Origin of the sequence: Pseudomonas sp. MYb327, assembly GCF_040438925.1 — a bacterium.
In the GTDB taxonomy this organism is placed as follows: domain Bacteria; phylum Pseudomonadota; class Gammaproteobacteria; order Pseudomonadales; family Pseudomonadaceae; genus Aquipseudomonas.
Genome location: NZ_CP159258.1, coordinates 2,293,055 through 2,310,620, shown reverse-complemented (window position 1 = coordinate 2,310,620; position 17,566 = coordinate 2,293,055). Strand labels below are relative to the sequence as shown.

Here is a 17,566-nt window from a genome sequence, read left to right as displayed (position 1 = left end):
TGGAAAGTGGGCACCTACAGGTTCATCACCGTCATGAGGAACGTCTTCCATGAAAAGCACCGGTCCTAGTCCTGTCATTACCATTGCCGAGGAGCCTGCCTGCGTGCTGGTCAAGTTCCATGGCATCCAGGTGGCCGCATCCGCACGGGCGCTGGTGTTGCTGGAAGCCAACTATCCGCCCGTGTACTACATCCCGCGCGAAGACATCGACGAGAAATATTTCGCCCGCACGGATCACACCAGTTATTGCCCCTACAAGGGAGATGCGAGTTATTTCAGCCTGCAGATCCCCGGACATGAAGGTGCCAATGCTGTGTGGAGTTATGAAGATCCGAAGGTGTCGGTCGAACAGATTCGCGGCTACGTCGCGTTCTATCCTGACCAGGTCAAGTTTGAGCTGCTCGACGCTGAAGTCTGAATTGCACACTTGAAACGGCCCCATTCACTCAAGTGCGTGGGGCTTTTTGATGTGCTCAGCGTGCAGGCACCAGTGTTGATTCATCGATCTGGCCAATGGACGTCACCCCGGTCAACGTCATGGCCACGCGCATTTCCTTGGCGAAAATATCCAGCATGTTTTCTACTCCGCGTTGGCCATCGGCGGCCAATGCGTAGGCCATCGAACGTCCGAGCAATACGCCTTTGGCACCCAGCGCCAGCATCCGTACAACGTCCAGCCCCGAGCGGATTCCCGAATCGACCAACACGGTCAGGTCATCACCGATGGCTTGTTTGATCGGAGGCAATGCCTTGGTAGTGGAGAGCACGCCATCGAGCTGGCGGCCACCGTGGTTCGATACGACAATGCCATCGGCGCCGAAAGTCACTGCGTCCTTGGCATCCTGAGGGTCGAGAATGCCTTTGATGATCATCGGGCCTTGCCAGAAATCCCGAATCCACTCCAGATCGCTCCAACTGATCGACGGATCGAAGTTGTTCGCCAGCCAGCCCATGTAGTCTTCGAGCGTGACGGCTTTACCCAGGTATTTGGAAATATTCCCCAGATCATGCGGTCGCCCCATCAGGCCGACGTTGAAGGCCCAGTCGGGTCTGGTCATGGCTTGCAGCATTCGTCGCGATGACGCGAAAGGCCCGGACATCCCCGAGTGGGCGTCGCGGTATCGGGCGCCGGGCGTGGGCATGTCGACGGTAAACACCAGGTTTTTCACTCCGGCGGCCTTCGCACGCTCCAGGGCGTTTTTCATAAAGCCGCGGTCTTTCAACACATACAGCTGGAACCAGATGGGTTGCTGGCTCTGGGCGACGACTTCTTCGATGGAGCACACCGATACCGTTGAAAGGCACAGAGGAATGCCTTTCTTTTGCGCAGCCCTGACCGCCTGGACTTCGCCCCGGCGAGCGAACATGCCCGTCAGCCCGACCGGTGCCAGAATGATCGGCATTGAAAGGGGTTGATTGAAAAGGCTGGTTTCGAGGCTCAGGGTTTCGACGTTTTTCAGTATTCGCTGACGCAGGCTGATGCCCGTGAGGTCGGCGCTGTTGGCCCTTAGCGTGTGCTCTGCATAAGCGCCCCCATCGATGTAATCGAACAGGAAGCGCGGGAGTTTGCGACGGGCTGCCTCGCGATAGTCGGATGCAGAAGAAATGATCATGCGGTTGCCTTGATCTGAGAGATGACGATGCGTGGGGTCAGGTTAGCCTAATAAACGACGTTAAACCTGTAGGAGCCGGCTTGCCGGCGATGGCGCAACAGTCGACACAGGTGTCGCCAGCAGGCCGGCTCCTACATTGTGTACGTGTCAGTTTTTGTCGAGGTCGACGTTGCGCGTTTCACGCAGGCAGATCATCCCCACGACCAGGCTGACCCCGGTGATCAGCACCGGGTACCAGAGCCCGTAAAAGATGTCGCCGGTGTACACCACCAACGCAAATGACACGGTTGGCAGGAAGCCGCCGAACCAGCCGTTACCGATGTGGTAGGGCAGGGACATCGAGGTGTAGCGGATGCGGGTCGGAAACAGTTCGACCATCAATGCCGCCAACGGGCCGTAGCACATCGCGGAAATGATGATCAGCGCGACAATCAGCGCCACGATCATCGGTTTGTTGATCTGCTGCATGTCGGCCTGTTGCGGGTAGCCGGCGAGGGTTACCGCACCACGCAGGGCGGATTCGTCGAAGCCGTCGATCTTCACGTCGCCAACGCTCACTTGCACGCCGCTGCCGGCCGGTGCTGCGGCACTGGAATATGGCAGGCCTTGTTTGACCAGGAAGGTTTTGACCTTGTCGCACGGGCTGTCAAATTTCGCCTTGCCCACCGGATCGAACTGGAAGGTGCAAGTGGCCGGGTCGGCGAGCACGGTGATCGGTGCCTGGCGGCTGGCCTGGTCGATGGCCGGGTTGGCATAGTGGGCCAGGGTCTTGAAGATCGGGAAGTACAGCGCGGTCGCCAGCAGCAGGCCAAGCATCAGTACCGGTTTACGCCCGACCTTGTCCGACAGCCAGCCGAAGAAAATGAAGAATGGCGCGCCAATGGTCACGCTGACGATCAGCAGGCCGTTGGCCACGGCCGGGTCCATTTTCAGGAACTGGGTGAGGAAGAACAGCACGTAGAACTGGGCCGCGTAGAAGGTCACGGCTTGCCCGGCGTTGATGCTGAACAAGGCGATCAACACGACTTTGAGGTTTTCCCATTTGCCGAAGGAATCGCGGATCGGCGATTTGCAGAGCTTGCCTTCCTCCTTCATTTTCACGAACGCAGGCGACTCGTGCAGGCTCAGGCGAATCCAGGTCGAGATGCCCAGCAGAATGATCGAGAACAGGAACGGAATGCGCCAGCCCCAGACTTCGAACTGGTCACCGGTGAAGTAGCGGCAACCGAGCACCACCAGCAACGACAGCAGCAGGCCGAGGGTGGCGGTGGATTGAATCCAGCTGGTGTGGAAACCGCGTTTGCCGATGGGCGCGTGTTCCGCCACGTAGGTCGCGGCGCCGCCATATTCGCCGCCCAGGGCCAGGCCCTGAAGCATGCGCAGTACCACGAGGATGATCGGTGCGGCGATGCCGATGCTGGCGTAGGTTGGTAGCAACCCGACACAGAAAGTCGCCAGACCCATGAGGATAATGGTAGCTAGGAAGGTGTATTTACGCCCGATCATGTCGCCCAATCGACCAAACACCAAGGCACCAAACGGCCTGACAATGAACCCGGCGGCGAAAGCCATCAGGGCGAAGATGAACGCGGTGGTGTCGTTGACCCCGGCAAAAAACTGCTTGCTGATGACTGCCGCGAGCGCGCCGTAGAGGAAAAAGTCATACCACTCGAAGACCGTCCCGAGGGACGAGGCGAAGATGACTTTCTGCGTATCCTGGCTGGTGCTCGCGCTGCGCACGGCTTCCAGGGGCTGAACATGTTCTGACATATCGGTATCCCTCACAGTGATTGTTTTTGTTGTTCCACTGTCGGCACCGGCCTTGTGGGCTGGTGTCGCGTTTATCCATAAATCGGGTGTACGTCGGTATTCAATCGCGATGTTCCGTCTGTACTCATACCCTGTAAGAGCCGGCTTGCCGGCGATGGCGATCTCCGGGACGCTATTGCCAGCATGCAGGCTCCTACGAGGTGATTCATGTACTCGTTGCCAGTTCCTGTTCTGCAGCGATGCTCCTTGTATTGGGGTTGAGGATCATGTGCGCGGCCTTCTCCGCGATCATCAGCGTAGGCGAACATGTGTTGCCGGAGGTAATGCGCGGCATGATCGACGCATCCGCGATGCGCAGGCCCGGAATTCCGTGCACGCGCAGTTCGGTATCGACCACCGCGTTGGCATCATTGCCCATCCGACAGGTGCCAACCGGATGGAAAATGGTAGTACCGATTCGCGCGGCGGCTTCGTGCAGTTCTTCCTCGCTTTGCAAGTTGTCGCCGGGCAAATACTCGACCGGGTTGAACGCCTTGAGCGCCGGTGCGGCAACGATGCGCCGGGTCAGGCGGATGGCATCGGCTGCAACGCGCAAATCCTCCGGATGGCTCAGGTAGTTGGGTTGAATCAGCGGCGATTCCTGTGGATTGGCGGAACGGATTTCCACCCGGCCGCGACTCTGCGGACGCAAGTCGCAGACCGATGCGGTAAACGCAGGAAAGGCATGCAGCGGTTCGCCGAAACGCTCCAGCGACAGTGGCTGGACGTGATATTCAAGGTTCGCCGAAGTCTGTTCCGGTCCTGAACGAGCGAAGGCACCGAGTTGACTGGGCGCCATGGACAACGGGCCGCTGCGGTCATACAGGTAGCGCAGGCCCATGCCCATTTTGCCCCACAGGTTACCGGCAATCTGATTCAGCGTTCGGGCGTTCTCCAGTTTGTAGATCAGGCGCAGTTGCAGGTGATCCTGCAGGTTGCCGCCCACCCCGGGCAGTTCATGTACAACGCCGATGCCGAGTCGTTGCAGCAGCGGACGAGGGCCGATTCCGGAGCGTTGCAGGATGCTCGGCGAGCCGACGGAGCCGGCGCACAGGACGATTTCCTTGCGCGCCTTAAAGGTCTTCGCCTGGCCCTGCCAACGTGCGCTGACTGCCGAAGCCCGAGCGTTGTCCAGCAATACGCGGTCAACTTCGACGCCGGTCAGCACTGTCAAATTAGGGCGATTTCGAATCGGCTTGAGAAATGCCTTGGCCGCATTCCAGCGGATCCCGGACTTCTGGTTGACCTGAAAATAGCCGCAACCTTCGTTATCGCCCTGGTTGAAGTCATCAATGCTGGCGATGCCGCTTTGCTCGGCGGCGCTGCGGAAGGCATCCAGAATCGGCCACGACAGGCGCTGGCGTTCGACCCGCCACTCACCCGCACCGCTGTGATAGTCCGAATCGCCGGCAAAGTGGTTTTCGCTTTTCTTGAACAGCGGCAGCACGTCTTGCCAGCTCCAGCCCGGATTGCCGTCGGCGGCCCAGCTGTCGTAGTCGCCGGCCTGGCCACGCATGTAGATCATGCCGTTGATCGAGGAACAGCCACCCAGCACTTTGCCGCGCGGATAGCTCAGGGTTCGGCCTTGCAAGCCAGGTTGCGCTTCGGTTTTGAAGCACCAATCGGTGCGCGGGTTGCCGATACAGAACAGGTAACCGACGGGGATGTGAATCCAGGCATAGTTGTCGCGGCCGCCGGCTTCGAGCAGCAGCACGCGGTGTTGCGGGTTGGCGGACAGTCGATTGGCCAGCAAACAACCGGCCGGCCCGGCGCCGACCACGATGTAGTCGTATTCATCAAGGGAAGACTGCATCCCTGACCTCGTCTTGTTGTTCTTGTTGTCGGTCATCCTAGTTGTTAGCTTTCGTCAAAAGAATGTTAGTTTTTGCGCAGCCGCTGTGCGTTTTTAAACACCTGCACCCAAGGATGAATCATGTTCGACTGGAATGACCTTCGATTTTTTCTCGAGTTGCAGCGCAGCGGGCGTTTGCTGACGGCGGCCCGCCGTTTAAACACCACCCACGCCACCGTGGCGCGGCACATCGAAGCCATAGAAAAGAGCCTCGGCACCGCGTTGTTCGTCCAGCATGCCCAGGGCTATGAGCTGACCCCGGCGGGCGAAGCGCTGCTCAAACATGCCGAGGCCATGGAAAACGTCGCGTTGTTGGCTCAGGAGGAAATCACCCAATCCACCGCGCCCTTGGGCAAGATCCGCGTCGGGGTGACGGAAGGACTGGGCATCATGTTCCTCGCCAGCCGCATGAATGGCTTGTTCGAGCGCTATCCGGGGCTGGAAGTGGAACTGGTGGCGGTGCCGCGCTTCGTCAGCATCCTCAACCGTGAAGCGGAAATCAGTATTCACCTCGAACGCCCGTCCGCCGACATGCTGGTTACACGCAAACTCACTGACTATCGCCTGGCGCTGTACGCCAGTCAGGACTATCTCGAGCGCTCGCCACCGTTACGCAGTCGCGATGATTTAGGGCGTCATGCGTGGATCGGCTACGTCGACGATTTGCTGTTCAGCCAGGAATTGATGTTCCTCAACAGCTTCTGCCGCAACCCGCAGGTGGTCTTCCACAGCACCAGCGTCATTGCCCAGCAACAGGCCGCCCGTGCAGGGCTGGGGATTGCCGTGCTGCCGTGCTACATGGCCGGCGCCGATCCCGGGCTGGTGCCGTTGTTTCCCGACGAGAGCATTTTGCGCAGTTACTGGATCAGCACGCGCCGCGAGCTGCACAAGTCCGTGCGGCTGCGGGTGATGTGGGATTACGTGGTGGAGTTGTGTGAACGTGAGCAGCCATTGTTGTTGGGCAACGCGTAGTGCGCCGTTTCATCCTTTGGGCGGTGGTTCGCGGGTAGCGCGTTGCAATGATCTGCATGGTTGTCCATCGGGAATGGACAAGACCGCGCGCAAACCGCCCTCCGGTCGATTAACCAGCGTGATTCGTCCGCCCAGCCGCGTGGCGATAGTGTTGACAATGGTCAGCCCGAGTCCCGCGCCCTGGGCGTTGCCGCGACTGTAAAAGCGTTCGAACAGGCGGGCGCGATCTGCTTCGTCGATCCCCGGCCCCTGGTCTTCGACACTCAGGTGATAGAAGCCCTCGGCCTGACTCAACTGAACCGTGATCACGCCGTGTTTGGGAGAGAAGTTCGCGGCGTTGGTGATCAGGTTATTCAAGGCAATGTCGATTGCAGCGGGGTCCGTCGTCACGTTGCAAGGACAGTCGCTGACATCGAAGGCCAGCTCCAGGTTCTTGCTCAGTAACCACGGGGTGAGCTGAACCAGGCTGTCGCGTACGGCCTCGGTCAAGTCGACAGAGCGCAGCGCCGTCGGCTGCGTGCCGGGTTCGAGGCGGGCCATGGTCAGCAACTGGTTGACCAGTCGGCTCGTGCGGTCGACCCCGGCAATCAGGAACTCCAGGGATTCACGGCGTTCATCTTCGGTGCCGGCCTCCAGCAGGTTCTGCGCGTGGACCCGCAAAACGGCAAGGGGCGTGCGCATTTCATGGGCCGCATCGGCGATGAAACGCCGCTCTCGTCCGAGCACTTCCTGGATTTGCGCGAGCATGCGGTTGAGGGCCGCTTGCATGGGCTCAAGTTCGCTGGGCAGCGGTGTCAGGTGAAGTGGTTGCAGCGAGCCACTGTGCCGCGCCCGCAGCGTCGCCGCCATGTCAGCCAGGGGTTTGAGACCCCAGCCAATGGCCAGCCAGACCAGCGCCGCCAGCATCAGGCTGCCCAGTACATTCGGCCACAGGGTATGACGCACGATGCGATCCACCAGATCGGCACGCACATCGTCTCGTTCACCGACCCAGATCCTCAGGTCAGTCTGTTTGTCTTCCAGCAGGAAGGCGCGCCAGTGGCGGTTGTTAAGGTCCACCACATCACTGAAACCGGGCTTGGTTGGTGGCGCAGTGAAGGCGGGCGCACTGGCCGTGTGCACCAGCACTTCGCCCTGGCGATTCCAGACCTGAAAGGCAATCTTGCTTTCATAAGGATGGCCATCGACCCGCGGCACCGCTTCGCCCAAAGCCTTGTTGAATGCCTGGTACAGCTCGGCGTGTTCCTGGCTGGCCAGCGGCATGCGCATCACGCCCTGCAACAACCGGGCGTTTTGCGCCAGCTGGGCGTCATAGACTTCGGCGATTTCATGGTTGCTGTCGTGCAGGTTGAGTACGCTGATCACGGCGAGACCAGCGAGCATCAGGCCGATGATCAGCGTCAGGGTGCGACGCCGGATCGAAGTCATCGACGCTCCTCCACCAGGTAGCCGACACCCCGGATGGTACGAATCAGGTCAGCGGAGAACTTCTTGCGCAGGTGATGGATGTGCACTTCCAGGGTGTTGCTTTCAGCTTCCTCGTTCCAGCCGTACAGCAACTGCATCAGGTGATCGCGGGTCATGACCCGGCCCGGAGGCGAAAGCAGTTCGTGCAGCAGTTGATATTCCTTGGGCGTCAGCGCCACCGGTTCGCCCTGATAGCTGACTTGCTGGGTGCCGGGGTTCAGGCTGATGCCGGCATGTTCGATCAGCACTTGGGCGCGGCCGGCGCTGCGCCGCAACAAGGCGCGCAGACGCGCCTTGAGTTCCGCCAGGTCGAACGGCTTGATCAGGTAGTCGTCAGCCCCGGCGTCCAGGCCGGCAATGCGGTCTTCGGTGGCATCCCGGGCGGTGAGGATCAGTACGGGCAGGTTGGAGCCACTGTCACGCAGGCGCCGCAGCACCTCGAGGCCATCCATGCGCGGCAGACCCAGATCGAGTACCGCCACGTCAAAAGCTTCACTGAGCAACGAGTGCAGGGCGCTGCTGCCGTCCTGCACCCAGTCGACGGTATAACCTTCGCGACCAAGGGCCTGGTGAATACCTTCGCCCAAGGCCACGTCGTCCTCAACCAGTAATAAACGCACACGGACTCCTGTCAGTCGAGTTTCTTGTTCACATCCACCAGCAACGCTTCGATCTCTTTGCGGCGCCCGGCATCGGCGATTTCGCGACCTGGTCTTGGGGCTGCCTCCAAGGCTTTTTGCAGCGCTGTCCTGGCTTCGCTGTAACGCTTTTGACGGTAGAGGTGATCGCCCCAGAAGTACAGGCTGTCGATGCCGTTCGGATTCATTTGCAAGGCGAGTTTGAGAAATTGTTCGGCCTTGTCTGAGTCGCCAAAACCAATGGGCCAGCCTGGCACGCGGTCATACAGCGCGCCGAGGCTAGTGTAGGCCGAGCCTTGCAAGGCCTTGGGGTCCAGGGTCAGGGCTTTTTCCAGGTCGGCTTTGGCGTCCTTGACCTTGCTCAGGGCACCCAGCCCACCCTGGGCGCCGGCCCAGCTGCAGGTGACGATGCCGGACCAGATCCAGGCTTCCGCTACTGACTGTCGCTGTTGAGTAAAGCTTGAAGCCTGTGCGGCGAGTTTTTCGAAGGCAGCGGTGCGTTGGTCCTCCGGCACCTCGTACTGAATGTGCGCCCAGCTTTGCTGGATACCATTCAGGCGTTGTTGATCGGTGGCGTCCAGAGCCCAGACGCTCTGGCTCAGCGCACCCATCAGCAGGCAAACGACGATTTTTTTCATGGTTCGAGATTCTCCTTGTCGGGTTTCTGGCTCAAGCGACGCACCAACGGCAATTGCTTGCGCAGGCCGCGATCAACCAGGTTGGGCAGCAAACTGTTCAGGCGTACGAAAAAGCGTTCCGGCCAGCCCAGGTACAAGTCGCGACGGTCACCGGCGATGGCATGGATGACTGCGGCGGCGACGGTTTTCGGGTCATCGACGTTGGCCTTGATCGCGTCGTTGAACGCCTGGGCCGCCGGACTGTTCATGCTGGTGCGGGTGGCGCGCGGCGCAACGTAAAGCACGCTCACGCGGGTGTCCGCCAGCTCCCGGCGCAACGCCTCGGAGAACCCGCGCAAGGCAAACTTGCTGGCGCAATAGCTGGCGTAACCGGGGTAGCCGATGGAGCCGTAGGTAGAACCGACGTTCACCACCATGGCGCTGTCGGCTCGCTTGAGCAGCGGCAGCAGGAGTTTGGTCAGGCAGATCGGCGCGCTGACGTTCACCGCCAGCATCGCGTTGATTTCGCTGTCGTCCAGTTGTTCGAGCATGGCGAAATGATTGACTCCGGCGGCATTGATCAGCAGGTTGATGCCACCGATGCTTTGCGCTTCTGCCAGTACTTCGCGCCGGTCGGCGGCAACCGTCAGATCAGCGCCGATCCAGCATAAGTTTTGAGGATAACGTTCAATCAGCGCTGCCAACGGTTCCCGATGCCGAGCCACGGCCAACACTCGGGCACCACTGGCGCACAGTGCCGTCGCGATCGCGAGGCCGATGCCGCCGCTGGCACCGGTCAATACAACGCGTGCCTCAGACAGGCGCATGCAGGTTCTCCCCGTCATGCGGCAAGCCACGGAACATATCGGCGTACAGCTTGTACACGACTTTCGAGGCATGAATGACGGCGGCTTGATCGCCCGGATCGTCCAGCTTGTTCATCAATCGACGGTAAGTCTGCATGTGTTCGATATCCAGTGAACCGTGGGAACTGAGGTAGCTGAACGCACTTTCCGGGAGCTCCAGGCGCTCACGAATGCTGCCGGCGGCATGGGTGGCCAGGGCGATACTCGTGCCTTCCAGCACGTTGACCATGCCGAACAGCCCCACCGGGTTGTCCCGGGCAATCAGGTCGTAGAGAAAACTGACCATCAACTCGATGGACAAGGCTGGCCGGCCACTGCGTACCGCCGACTTGTCACCACCACAGGCCTCGATGTCATTCAGCACCCATTTTTCATGACCGTATTCATCGTCGATGTACTCGCACACCGCTTCGCGCAGCCATTCCAGGCGCGAGGGCAGACGTGCGCCGCAGGCCATCATCAGCGGCACGGTGTGGCGCACGTGGTAATAGGCCTGTGTCAGGAAAGCCCGGTAGCTTCCCAGACTGACGCGGCCTTCGAGGGCGTCGAGAATGATCGGTAGATTGAACAGTTCATGGCGTTCTTGATGGGTCGCCTCTTGCAGCGTGTCGAAAAAACTCATGATGCGGGTTCCTCGGAAAATGCAGATTCAGTCAACTGTGCCCGGTAACGCTCGACGATGGCGTCACGACGGGGCCGGCCATTGGCTGTGAGCAAGCCATTGGCGGGGGTAAAGGGTTGTTCCAGGCGGGTCCAATGGTGGACCTGGGCGTAGTCGGGCAAATCGGCGTTGGCCTCGGCCACGGCGGCGGCCAGTTGTTCATCGGTGCAGTCGGGTCGATGGGGCCAGAGCAGCGCGTGGTTGTGTGGCATGGCCTCGCCGTAGACGAAGGCTTGGGCGATATGCCGACGCTGGGTCAGCTCGGCCTCGACCCATTCCGGGTTAACGTTGCGACCGAAACTGGTGACGAATTGGTGTTTCTTGCGCCCCTTGAGATAGAGAAAACCCTCCGTATCGAATTCACCGAGATCGCCGCTGGACCACCACTCACCGGTGTTCGGCGTGTCGCCTAAATAGCCCAACAAGGTCGATCCCTTGATCAGTACTTCGCCGTCGTTCGCCAGTCGAATCTCCACGTGGGGCAGAGGCCGGCCAACACTGCCGGGGCGGTGCTCTCCAGGACGATTGAGGCACACCACGGACGCGCATTCGGACAATCCATAGCCCTCGTAAACCGCGAGACCGATCTTCTGCGCGCGCTGCAGCAGCTCTGCGGATACCCGCGCACCGCCCACGGCGGCAAAACGTAGTGAGTGAGGGTTAAAGGCTTTTTGTTCGGCAGCGTTGACCAGCATCAGCAACAACTGCGGCACCAGGATCAGACTTTGGGGAGCGCGTGTGGCCAGGCATTCGAGCAGACGTGGCACATCAACGCCGCTGGCCCCCTGAATGCCCAAGACCTTTTGACTGGGCACGCTCAGCGTCGCACCCGCATACAGCGCTGCATAACATCCGAGATTTTCCAGCAGGATTGCCAGGGGCAGCAGGGCCAGATGATGTTGCGGGTGGGCGGGTTTGCTGGCCTGATCCAGCTCGCGGGCGACCCGTAGAATGCTCTCGGCACTCAGGCACACGCCTTTCGGCGTGCCGGTGGTGCCGGAGGTGAAAGTCAGTTTCGCGGTGCCTTCAGGTATGCGCTTTGAACCGCTGAACGTGCGTCGCCAGAACTCACCTTGTTGCTGGTAGCCGAGCATTTGCAATTCGGCGTCCATTGCTGGTTCGGCAATTACCAGCCCGGCCTGACTTTGTTCCAGACAATGATTGCGTTGAGCCGGACTGAAAAACGGCGGCAGCGTCAGGCAGGTGAGGCCCTCGAACAGTATCGCCAGGTCCCAGAGCATCGCGTCGACGCCGTTGTCCAGCGCCAATGCGACGACCTCGACGTTTTCGTCGCGCAGGCGCTGCTGGCGATCGATCACTTCGGCATACAGCGTGGCGTAGTCCAGCTTCAGATGATCGCCGCACAAGGCGATGGTATGGGCCTTGTGTTCAGCATGAAAGCGCAGGGTCTGTCGAAAAAGGACGATTTCAGGCGACATGGCTGGCCTCCTCGAAAGACGACGGTAACCCCAGGCGACTGAACATCCCGATATTGCGTAAATGAAGGAACCCGGCGCGGATGTTGCCAACGTGCACCCAAGGCTTGCTCTCGTAATAGCTGCCCCAACTGTCGCGCTCGTCCCCCAGACGTTCGGGGTCGGCGGCGCACAGGGTTATCGGCTTAAGGCCAAGCCGATGGAAGCTGTTGACGAGGCCGACGTTCCCAGTGAACGCCACCCACTCCAGGCCACCCATGGCCAGCAAGTAGGTCATGGCAATGATGCTCAGGCGCGCACTGCCGGTGTCGCTGGCCGCCAGATTGCCCACTTCGACGATGGCTGCCCGGTCCACGGTGTGCTCGGCAGCGGCGCTGATCAGCGGATCGATTGGTTCGTCCAGATAACGCTCGAGGAACAACTGTTCGCCTTCAGCCAGACGCACGCCGACCACCGCTAAAAGCTCGTCCGCCGTGTTGCTCATACCGAACAATTCCGGCATGAAGTGACGGATGTCGGCGCCATGGGCCTTGCGGAAGCGTTGCTGGATGAAGGTTTCGAATACCGGACGCGCCGGTTCGTCAGGTAAAGCCCTTGCGAGGTTCATCCGCGGCGTTTCGGCGTGGCCGAAATACAGCGGCAAAGGGATGTTCCAGTTGATTTGGGGCATTGGCAGACGCCTCCCGGGAAAGAATGGGAGGAGTATCCGGGGCATTTCTTAACGGAGTCTGAAGGTGGGGAATGCTGTCCTGTCGTCCGCTAAACCCTGTAGGAGCGTGTATCAGCCGAGGATTTCGAACGCCGTACTGGCCAGGCGTTCGCCGTTTACCAATACATGCACCGCATGCTTGCCCGCGTAATGGCGGCGGGTGGTGAGCTCCTTGATGTGCTGACCTCGACTGACGCGTTCGGTGCTCTGGCCGGGAAGCGTCAAAGCCTTGAGTTTGAAGACTTTCGCCGAGGTGCTGCCGTTGGCTTTCACGTAGTCGATGGCGTAGTCGACCACCAGGCGCTGACTGGCTTCAATCGTTGATTTGAGCGCAAAGGACAAGGTGATTTTTTCCCCGAGCCCGATTACTGGCGGATGGACCCGCACATCAATGATCTCGACTTCCGGTTTGCCCCCGGCCCCGATGATCGCCAGTGCCCGCTGGTTGCCCTGTTTGATCAGGCTGCGCAAGGCATGCCTGGCAATCCACGCGGTGTGCTTGTTGTCCAGCGACCAGCCCTCGATCAGGTCCAGCACCCAGTCAGGGTGATCCTTGGTGATGTCATTAAGGTGGTTGGCCACGGACTTGCGAACGTACAGGCTGCTGTCGGCCTTGAGGTTGTCGAGAATGTCGGCGGCCAGGCGTGGGTCGGCCTGGATCTGCTCCAGGCGAAACGACCACGGCAGGCGCGGGCGGCAGCCTTCACTGGCGAGGCGTCTTACGTGTTCGTTGTCGTCCAGCGACCAGTCCTGCATCAGCTCGAGCGTGCGGTCCAGATCGCGGCGCAGAAAATGACGGATCGCGAATTCCGAGGAACCGAACGCCGTGAAGTATTTGAGCGCGTCCATGGACAACTCGAAGCGCTCGGCGCCGTAAGTCGCCACGTAGTGCGGCAGGCACATGCTGACAAAACCACTGTTGAGGCGCGGGGCGAGGGCGCGCAAAACCTCTAGCGAGGCCTCATAACCCAGCGGCAGTACCGCGTGCAGGCATTCGCTGACACGGGCCATGCGCTGCATCACCGACAACTCCGCCAACCCGGTGTTGGCCAATTTCAAGAATGCCTTGGCATCGAATTCCGGATAGACCGCAGTCATTTCGGTGGCGATGTGCTGGAGGCGTTCAGCGTTGAAGATTTCCTTGAGGGCAGGGGAGGATTGGTCAGCAGCCATTTTGGATTCCTTTGAAATTGTTGTTTATCCAGTGCATCGCGTTATCGTTCATCGCGAGCAGGCTCGCTCCCACAGGGGCCATGACAGCCACCTCATTTTCTGGCCGCTTGCTCTTCCAGCTGATCCGACTCAAACAACCGCGCCAATTCCGCCCGTGCTTGCTGCGCCGTCTGAATGACCTTCGCCGCGTCGTCGTAGACCGCGTGCTGCGCTTCGAGCACCTGTTCGTCGTGATGCTTGAAGCGTTTGATCCGCGCGTCTGCCTGAGCCTGGGTCAGCCCGAGGCCAATCAACGTTTGCCGGCTCATTTCCAGGCTCGAATAAAAGGTTTCCCGTACAGCCTGGGCACCGACGTCCACCAACCGATGCACATGTTGACGGTTGCGAGCGCGGGCGATGATTTTTATGTGCGGATACAGCTTGTGCACCAATTCGGCAGTCTTGATGTTGGTGTCCGGGTCGTCGGTGGCGATCACGAAGAATTCCGCCTGCTCGACCTTGGCTGCACTGAGGATTTCCGGACGCATCGGGTCGCCGTAGAACACCGGCACGCCGCCGAAGCTGCGGGACAGCTCAATGGTTTCCACCGAGGTATCGAGGGCGACAAATTTGATGTTCTGCGCCCGCAGGATCCGCGCGACGATCTGGCCCATCCGGCCCATGCCGGCAATCACCACGCGGGGTGCATCGGTGTCGATTTCGCGGAAGGTCTCTGGCACCTCCACCGGTTGCACTTTAGGGCTGACCAGGCGCGCACAGACCAGCAGCAACAACGGCGTGACCGCCATGGACAGAGTGATGGTCAGCACCAGCAAGTCATACAGGCGTGGTTCGAACAGCCCCTGATCGCGGCCGATCTTGAACACCACAAAGGCAAACTCACCTCCCGCCGCCAACACGATGCCGAGGCGGATCGCACTGACCTTGCTCAAGCCCCCGGCCAGTCGGCCGACGATAAACAGCAACGGCAACTTGATGGCGATCAGCAGCAGGGTCAGCCCAAGCACCGCGACGGGCGCACTCAGCAGCAGACTCAAGTTCGCGCCCATGCCGACGCTGATAAAAAACAGCCCCAACAGCAGCCCCTTGAACGGTTCGATTTGCGCTTCCAGTTCATGGCGATATTCAGAGTCCGCCAGCAGCAAGCCAGCGAGGAACGCGCCAAGGGCCATGGACACGCCGACCAGATCCATCAACCACGCAGTGCCGATCACTACCAGCAACGCGGTGGCGGTGGACACCTCCGGCAAACCGGATTTCGCCACCACGCGAAACACCGGACGCAACAGATAACGTCCGCCAATGACCACCACGGCGATGCTGCCTAATACACGCAAGCCGTGGTTTACATCCTCCGCAGTGCTGGCGTTGTGATCGACACCGGATAGCAGCGGCACCATGGCAATCAACGGGATCGCGGCGATGTCCTGGAACAGCAAAATCGCAAACGCCAAACGCCCGTGGGGACTGGTGAGCTCCTTGCGCTCCGCCAGGCTTTGCAGGCCAAACGCAGTGGACGACAGGGCTAGCCCGAGACCCAGCACAATCGCGCTGTTGAGCGGTTGCCCAAACAGAAACAGCGCCACCACGCCGATCGTCGAACCCGTCAGCAGCACCTGGGCCAAACCGACACCGAATACGGATTTACGCATCACCCACAAACGCCGCGGCGACAATTCCAGGCCGATGATGAACAACAGCAACACCACGCCGAGTTCCGAGATGTGGCTGACGCTCTGCGGGTTGCCGATCAGGCCCAGCACAGAGGGGCCGATGATCACCCCGGCGAACAAGTAACCCAGCACCGCCCCCAACTGAAGGCGCTTGGCCAGCGGAACGGTGAGAACGGCCGCGAGCAGAAACACGACAGCGGCTTGTAAGAGATTGCCTTCATGGGGCATGAGAAAAAAACTCCATTCACTCGGTACGACGGGGGGGATAAGGATAAAGGCTGCACCTGGCTGAGTCAGCAACATGCTGGAACTCTGTAGTTACATTTTGCATTAATTGGTTACATTCATAGAATAAACGGATCAATCCGGTCCATCTTCGAGCATCCCATGGCCATCAATTTCGACCTCAACGACCTGCAAGCCTTTCGTGCCGTGGTCGAGCAGGGCAGCTTTCGTAAAGCTGCCGACACGGTGCGAATCTCCCAGCCCGCCCTGAGCCGGCGCATTGAAAAACTGGAAGATGCCCTCGGCGTGAAGTTGTTCGAGCGCACCACCCGAAAAGTCAGCCTTACCCAGGCCGGGCGCGGTTTCATGCCCAGTGTGGAGCGCCTGCTGGACGATCTGGATGTCGCGTTGCTGGGCATCAGCGAAGTCGCCTCGACTCGCCTTGGTCACGTCACTGTCGCTTGTGTGCCGTCGGCGGCGTACTACTTCATGCCCCGGGTGATTGCTCACTACCACCGGCAATTTCCGCGGATCAAGGTCAAGGTATTGGATTCCAGCGCCCATGAAGTGCTGAGTGCAGTGGTCAATGGCGAAGCGGATTTCGGCCTGAGTTTCATGGGTACGCTGGAGGCCGAAGTGGATTTCGAGCCACTGGTGCAGGAGAGCTATGTGGTGGCTTGCCGACGTGATCATCCGTTGGCGGAGCGCACTAGCGTGACGTGGGAAGAGTTTTATCAGCAGGATTACATTTCGCTGGATAAGACTTCGGGTAACCGCTTCCTCCTGGATCAGGCATTGACCCGCGTGGTGCCGCAGCGGGTGAGCATTTGCGAAACCCGGCATGTGACGACGATGATCGGTCTGGTGGAGGCGGGGTTGGGTGTGGCGGCAGTGCCGTTGATGGCGATGCCGGCAGCGGATCATCCGATACTGACGAGGGTTCCGCTGACCAACCCACAGGTGATGCGTAGCGTCGGTTTGATCAAGCGCCGGGGCCGAACCCTGACCCCGGCGGCATTGGAACTGGAACGCCTGGTGGTGGAAATGAAAGTTCAGCAGCCAGCTGTCAGCGACTGACCGAATCCAGCCCGGTGGCTTTCACATCCGGCTGCGCCTGTGCTGATGCCATATAGTCCAGCAGCGCCTTGGCTTCGACAGGGTGTTGCGCTCCCACCGGAATGCCGGCAGCGAAACGGGTCACCGACTGCACCTGTTCCGGAATTTTCGCCACGAAGCTCACCCCCGGCACCGGCAGCAATTCGCTGACCTGCTGGAAGCCCAACTGATAATCGCCGGTGGCAACCACAGAACCCACGGGGATTTTCGGAACCATGGTTGATTTTGGCTTGAGTTGGTCTTCGATACCCAGGCGCTTGAACAGCTGTTGCTCGATGTAAACACCGCTGGCGCTATCGGAATAAGCCACGGATTTAGCGTCAAGCAAGGTCTTTTTAAGACTGTCGATGGAACTGATGTCGGGCTTCGGCGCACCTGCACGAACCACCAGGCCGATACGCGAATCCGCCAGCTCGACCCGTGAGGTCGGGTCGACTTTGCCTTGCTTGATCAGATCGTCCAGGGCGTAACCAACCATGATCACCACGTCGGCCTGTTCACCACGGGCCAGGCGATTGGGGATGGCTTCCGCAGCTTTGCCCATCGATGGACCGAGGGCGGTATCGAGGGTGTTGCCGGTAGACGCAGCGAATTTCGGGCCGAGGATCTTATACGCGGCGGTAAAACCGCCGGAGGTCATCACACGGATCTCTTCGGCCTGAACGGCAGGAATCAGACTCAGGCTGAAGAGCAGGCTCAGCGCCGCAACGTTGAATAGTTTTTTCATGGGTGTTCTCGA

16 protein-coding genes are annotated in these 17,566 nt (G+C 60.0%); 3 read left to right on the top strand and 13 right to left on the bottom strand.

The features are described 5' to 3' along the window. The first annotated feature begins 49 nt into the window (after positions 1-49). Positions 50-418: a DUF427 domain-containing protein gene (locus ABVN21_RS10325; protein WP_339553855.1), complete on the top strand. Its 369-nt coding sequence runs from the start codon at positions 50-52 to the stop codon at positions 416-418. A 55-nt stretch (positions 419-473) separates the two neighbouring features. Here the strand turns inward: ABVN21_RS10325 and lldD are convergent, their stop codons facing one another. From lldD to ABVN21_RS10310, 3 genes are all read right to left on the bottom strand, one after another. Beyond that, on the bottom strand, positions 474-1,613 hold the full coding sequence (lldD, locus tag ABVN21_RS10320; RefSeq protein ID WP_339553854.1) for an FMN-dependent L-lactate dehydrogenase LldD: 1,140 nt from the start codon (positions 1,611-1,613) through the stop codon (positions 474-476). A gap of 147 nt (positions 1,614-1,760) precedes the next feature. Further along, the gene (locus ABVN21_RS10315) at positions 1,761-3,383 is read right to left on the bottom strand and encodes an MFS transporter (protein WP_339553853.1); all 1,623 of its coding nucleotides are present in this window, start codon (positions 3,381-3,383) and stop codon (positions 1,761-1,763) included. 205 nt (positions 3,384-3,588) lie between these two features. Continuing rightward, the gene (locus ABVN21_RS10310) at positions 3,589-5,235 is read right to left on the bottom strand and encodes a GMC family oxidoreductase N-terminal domain-containing protein (protein ID WP_339553852.1); all 1,647 of its coding nucleotides are present in this window, start codon (positions 5,233-5,235) and stop codon (positions 3,589-3,591) included. A gap of 120 nt (positions 5,236-5,355) precedes the next feature. On the opposite strand from ABVN21_RS10310, the gene ABVN21_RS10305 reads away from it, so the two are divergent. Further along, positions 5,356-6,246 carry a LysR family transcriptional regulator gene (locus ABVN21_RS10305; protein WP_339553851.1) on the top strand — a complete coding sequence of 297 codons (891 nt, stop codon included), beginning with the start codon at positions 5,356-5,358 and terminating at the stop codon, positions 6,244-6,246. Between the two features lie 9 nt (positions 6,247-6,255). Here the strand turns inward: ABVN21_RS10305 and ABVN21_RS10300 are convergent, their stop codons facing one another. The 9 genes from ABVN21_RS10300 to ABVN21_RS10260 all read right to left on the bottom strand — a co-directional run bounded on the left by ABVN21_RS10300 (position 6,256) and on the right by ABVN21_RS10260 (position 15,714). Further along, positions 6,256-7,674 (bottom strand): ATP-binding protein, encoded by a 1,419-nt coding sequence (locus tag ABVN21_RS10300; RefSeq protein ID WP_339553850.1) that lies wholly within the window; start codon positions 7,672-7,674, stop codon positions 6,256-6,258. Continuing rightward, entirely contained in the window at positions 7,671-8,333 is a 663-nt protein-coding gene (locus ABVN21_RS10295) for a response regulator (RefSeq protein ID WP_339553849.1), read from the bottom strand. The genes ABVN21_RS10300 and ABVN21_RS10295 overlap by 4 nt, the downstream gene beginning before the upstream one ends. An 11-nt stretch (positions 8,334-8,344) precedes the next feature. Then, positions 8,345-8,989 carry a tetratricopeptide repeat protein gene (locus ABVN21_RS10290; RefSeq protein ID WP_339553848.1) on the bottom strand — a complete coding sequence of 215 codons (645 nt, stop codon included), beginning with the start codon at positions 8,987-8,989 and terminating at the stop codon, positions 8,345-8,347. Then, positions 8,986-9,795, bottom strand: a complete 810-nt coding sequence (locus ABVN21_RS10285) for an SDR family oxidoreductase (RefSeq protein WP_339553847.1) — start codon at positions 9,793-9,795, stop codon at positions 8,986-8,988. Before ABVN21_RS10285 ends, ABVN21_RS10290 begins: the two co-directional genes overlap by 4 nt. Continuing rightward, entirely contained in the window at positions 9,782-10,456 is a 675-nt protein-coding gene (locus ABVN21_RS10280; RefSeq protein ID WP_339553846.1) for an iron-containing redox enzyme family protein, read from the bottom strand. The genes ABVN21_RS10285 and ABVN21_RS10280 overlap by 14 nt, the downstream gene beginning before the upstream one ends. Beyond that, the gene (locus ABVN21_RS10275) at positions 10,453-11,934 is read right to left on the bottom strand and encodes an AMP-binding protein (RefSeq protein WP_339553845.1); all 1,482 of its coding nucleotides are present in this window, start codon (positions 11,932-11,934) and stop codon (positions 10,453-10,455) included. The genes ABVN21_RS10280 and ABVN21_RS10275 overlap by 4 nt, the downstream gene beginning before the upstream one ends. Continuing rightward, positions 11,924-12,601, bottom strand: a complete 678-nt coding sequence (locus ABVN21_RS10270; protein ID WP_339553844.1) for a thermostable hemolysin — start codon at positions 12,599-12,601, stop codon at positions 11,924-11,926. The genes ABVN21_RS10275 and ABVN21_RS10270 overlap by 11 nt, the downstream gene beginning before the upstream one ends. Positions 12,602-12,712: 111 nt before the next feature. Beyond that, entirely contained in the window at positions 12,713-13,813 is a 1,101-nt protein-coding gene (locus ABVN21_RS10265; RefSeq protein ID WP_339553843.1) for a DNA alkylation repair protein, read from the bottom strand. A 92-nt stretch (positions 13,814-13,905) separates the two neighbouring features. Beyond that, complete coding sequence (locus ABVN21_RS10260; RefSeq protein ID WP_339553842.1) at positions 13,906-15,714, bottom strand: monovalent cation:proton antiporter-2 (CPA2) family protein; 1,809 nt, start codon at positions 15,712-15,714, stop codon at positions 13,906-13,908. Positions 15,715-15,873: 159 nt separating this feature from the next. On the opposite strand from ABVN21_RS10260, the gene ABVN21_RS10255 reads away from it, so the two are divergent. Then, positions 15,874-16,788, top strand: coding sequence for a LysR family transcriptional regulator (locus ABVN21_RS10255; RefSeq protein WP_339553841.1), 915 nt, complete (start codon positions 15,874-15,876; stop codon positions 16,786-16,788). On the opposite strand, the gene ABVN21_RS10250 is transcribed toward ABVN21_RS10255, so the two are convergent. Further along, positions 16,778-17,554: a substrate-binding domain-containing protein gene (locus tag ABVN21_RS10250; protein WP_339553840.1), complete on the bottom strand. Its 777-nt coding sequence runs from the start codon at positions 17,552-17,554 to the stop codon at positions 16,778-16,780. The two genes, ABVN21_RS10255 and ABVN21_RS10250, sit on opposite strands and share 11 nt — an antisense overlap. Between the last annotated feature and the right edge of the window lie 12 nt (positions 17,555-17,566).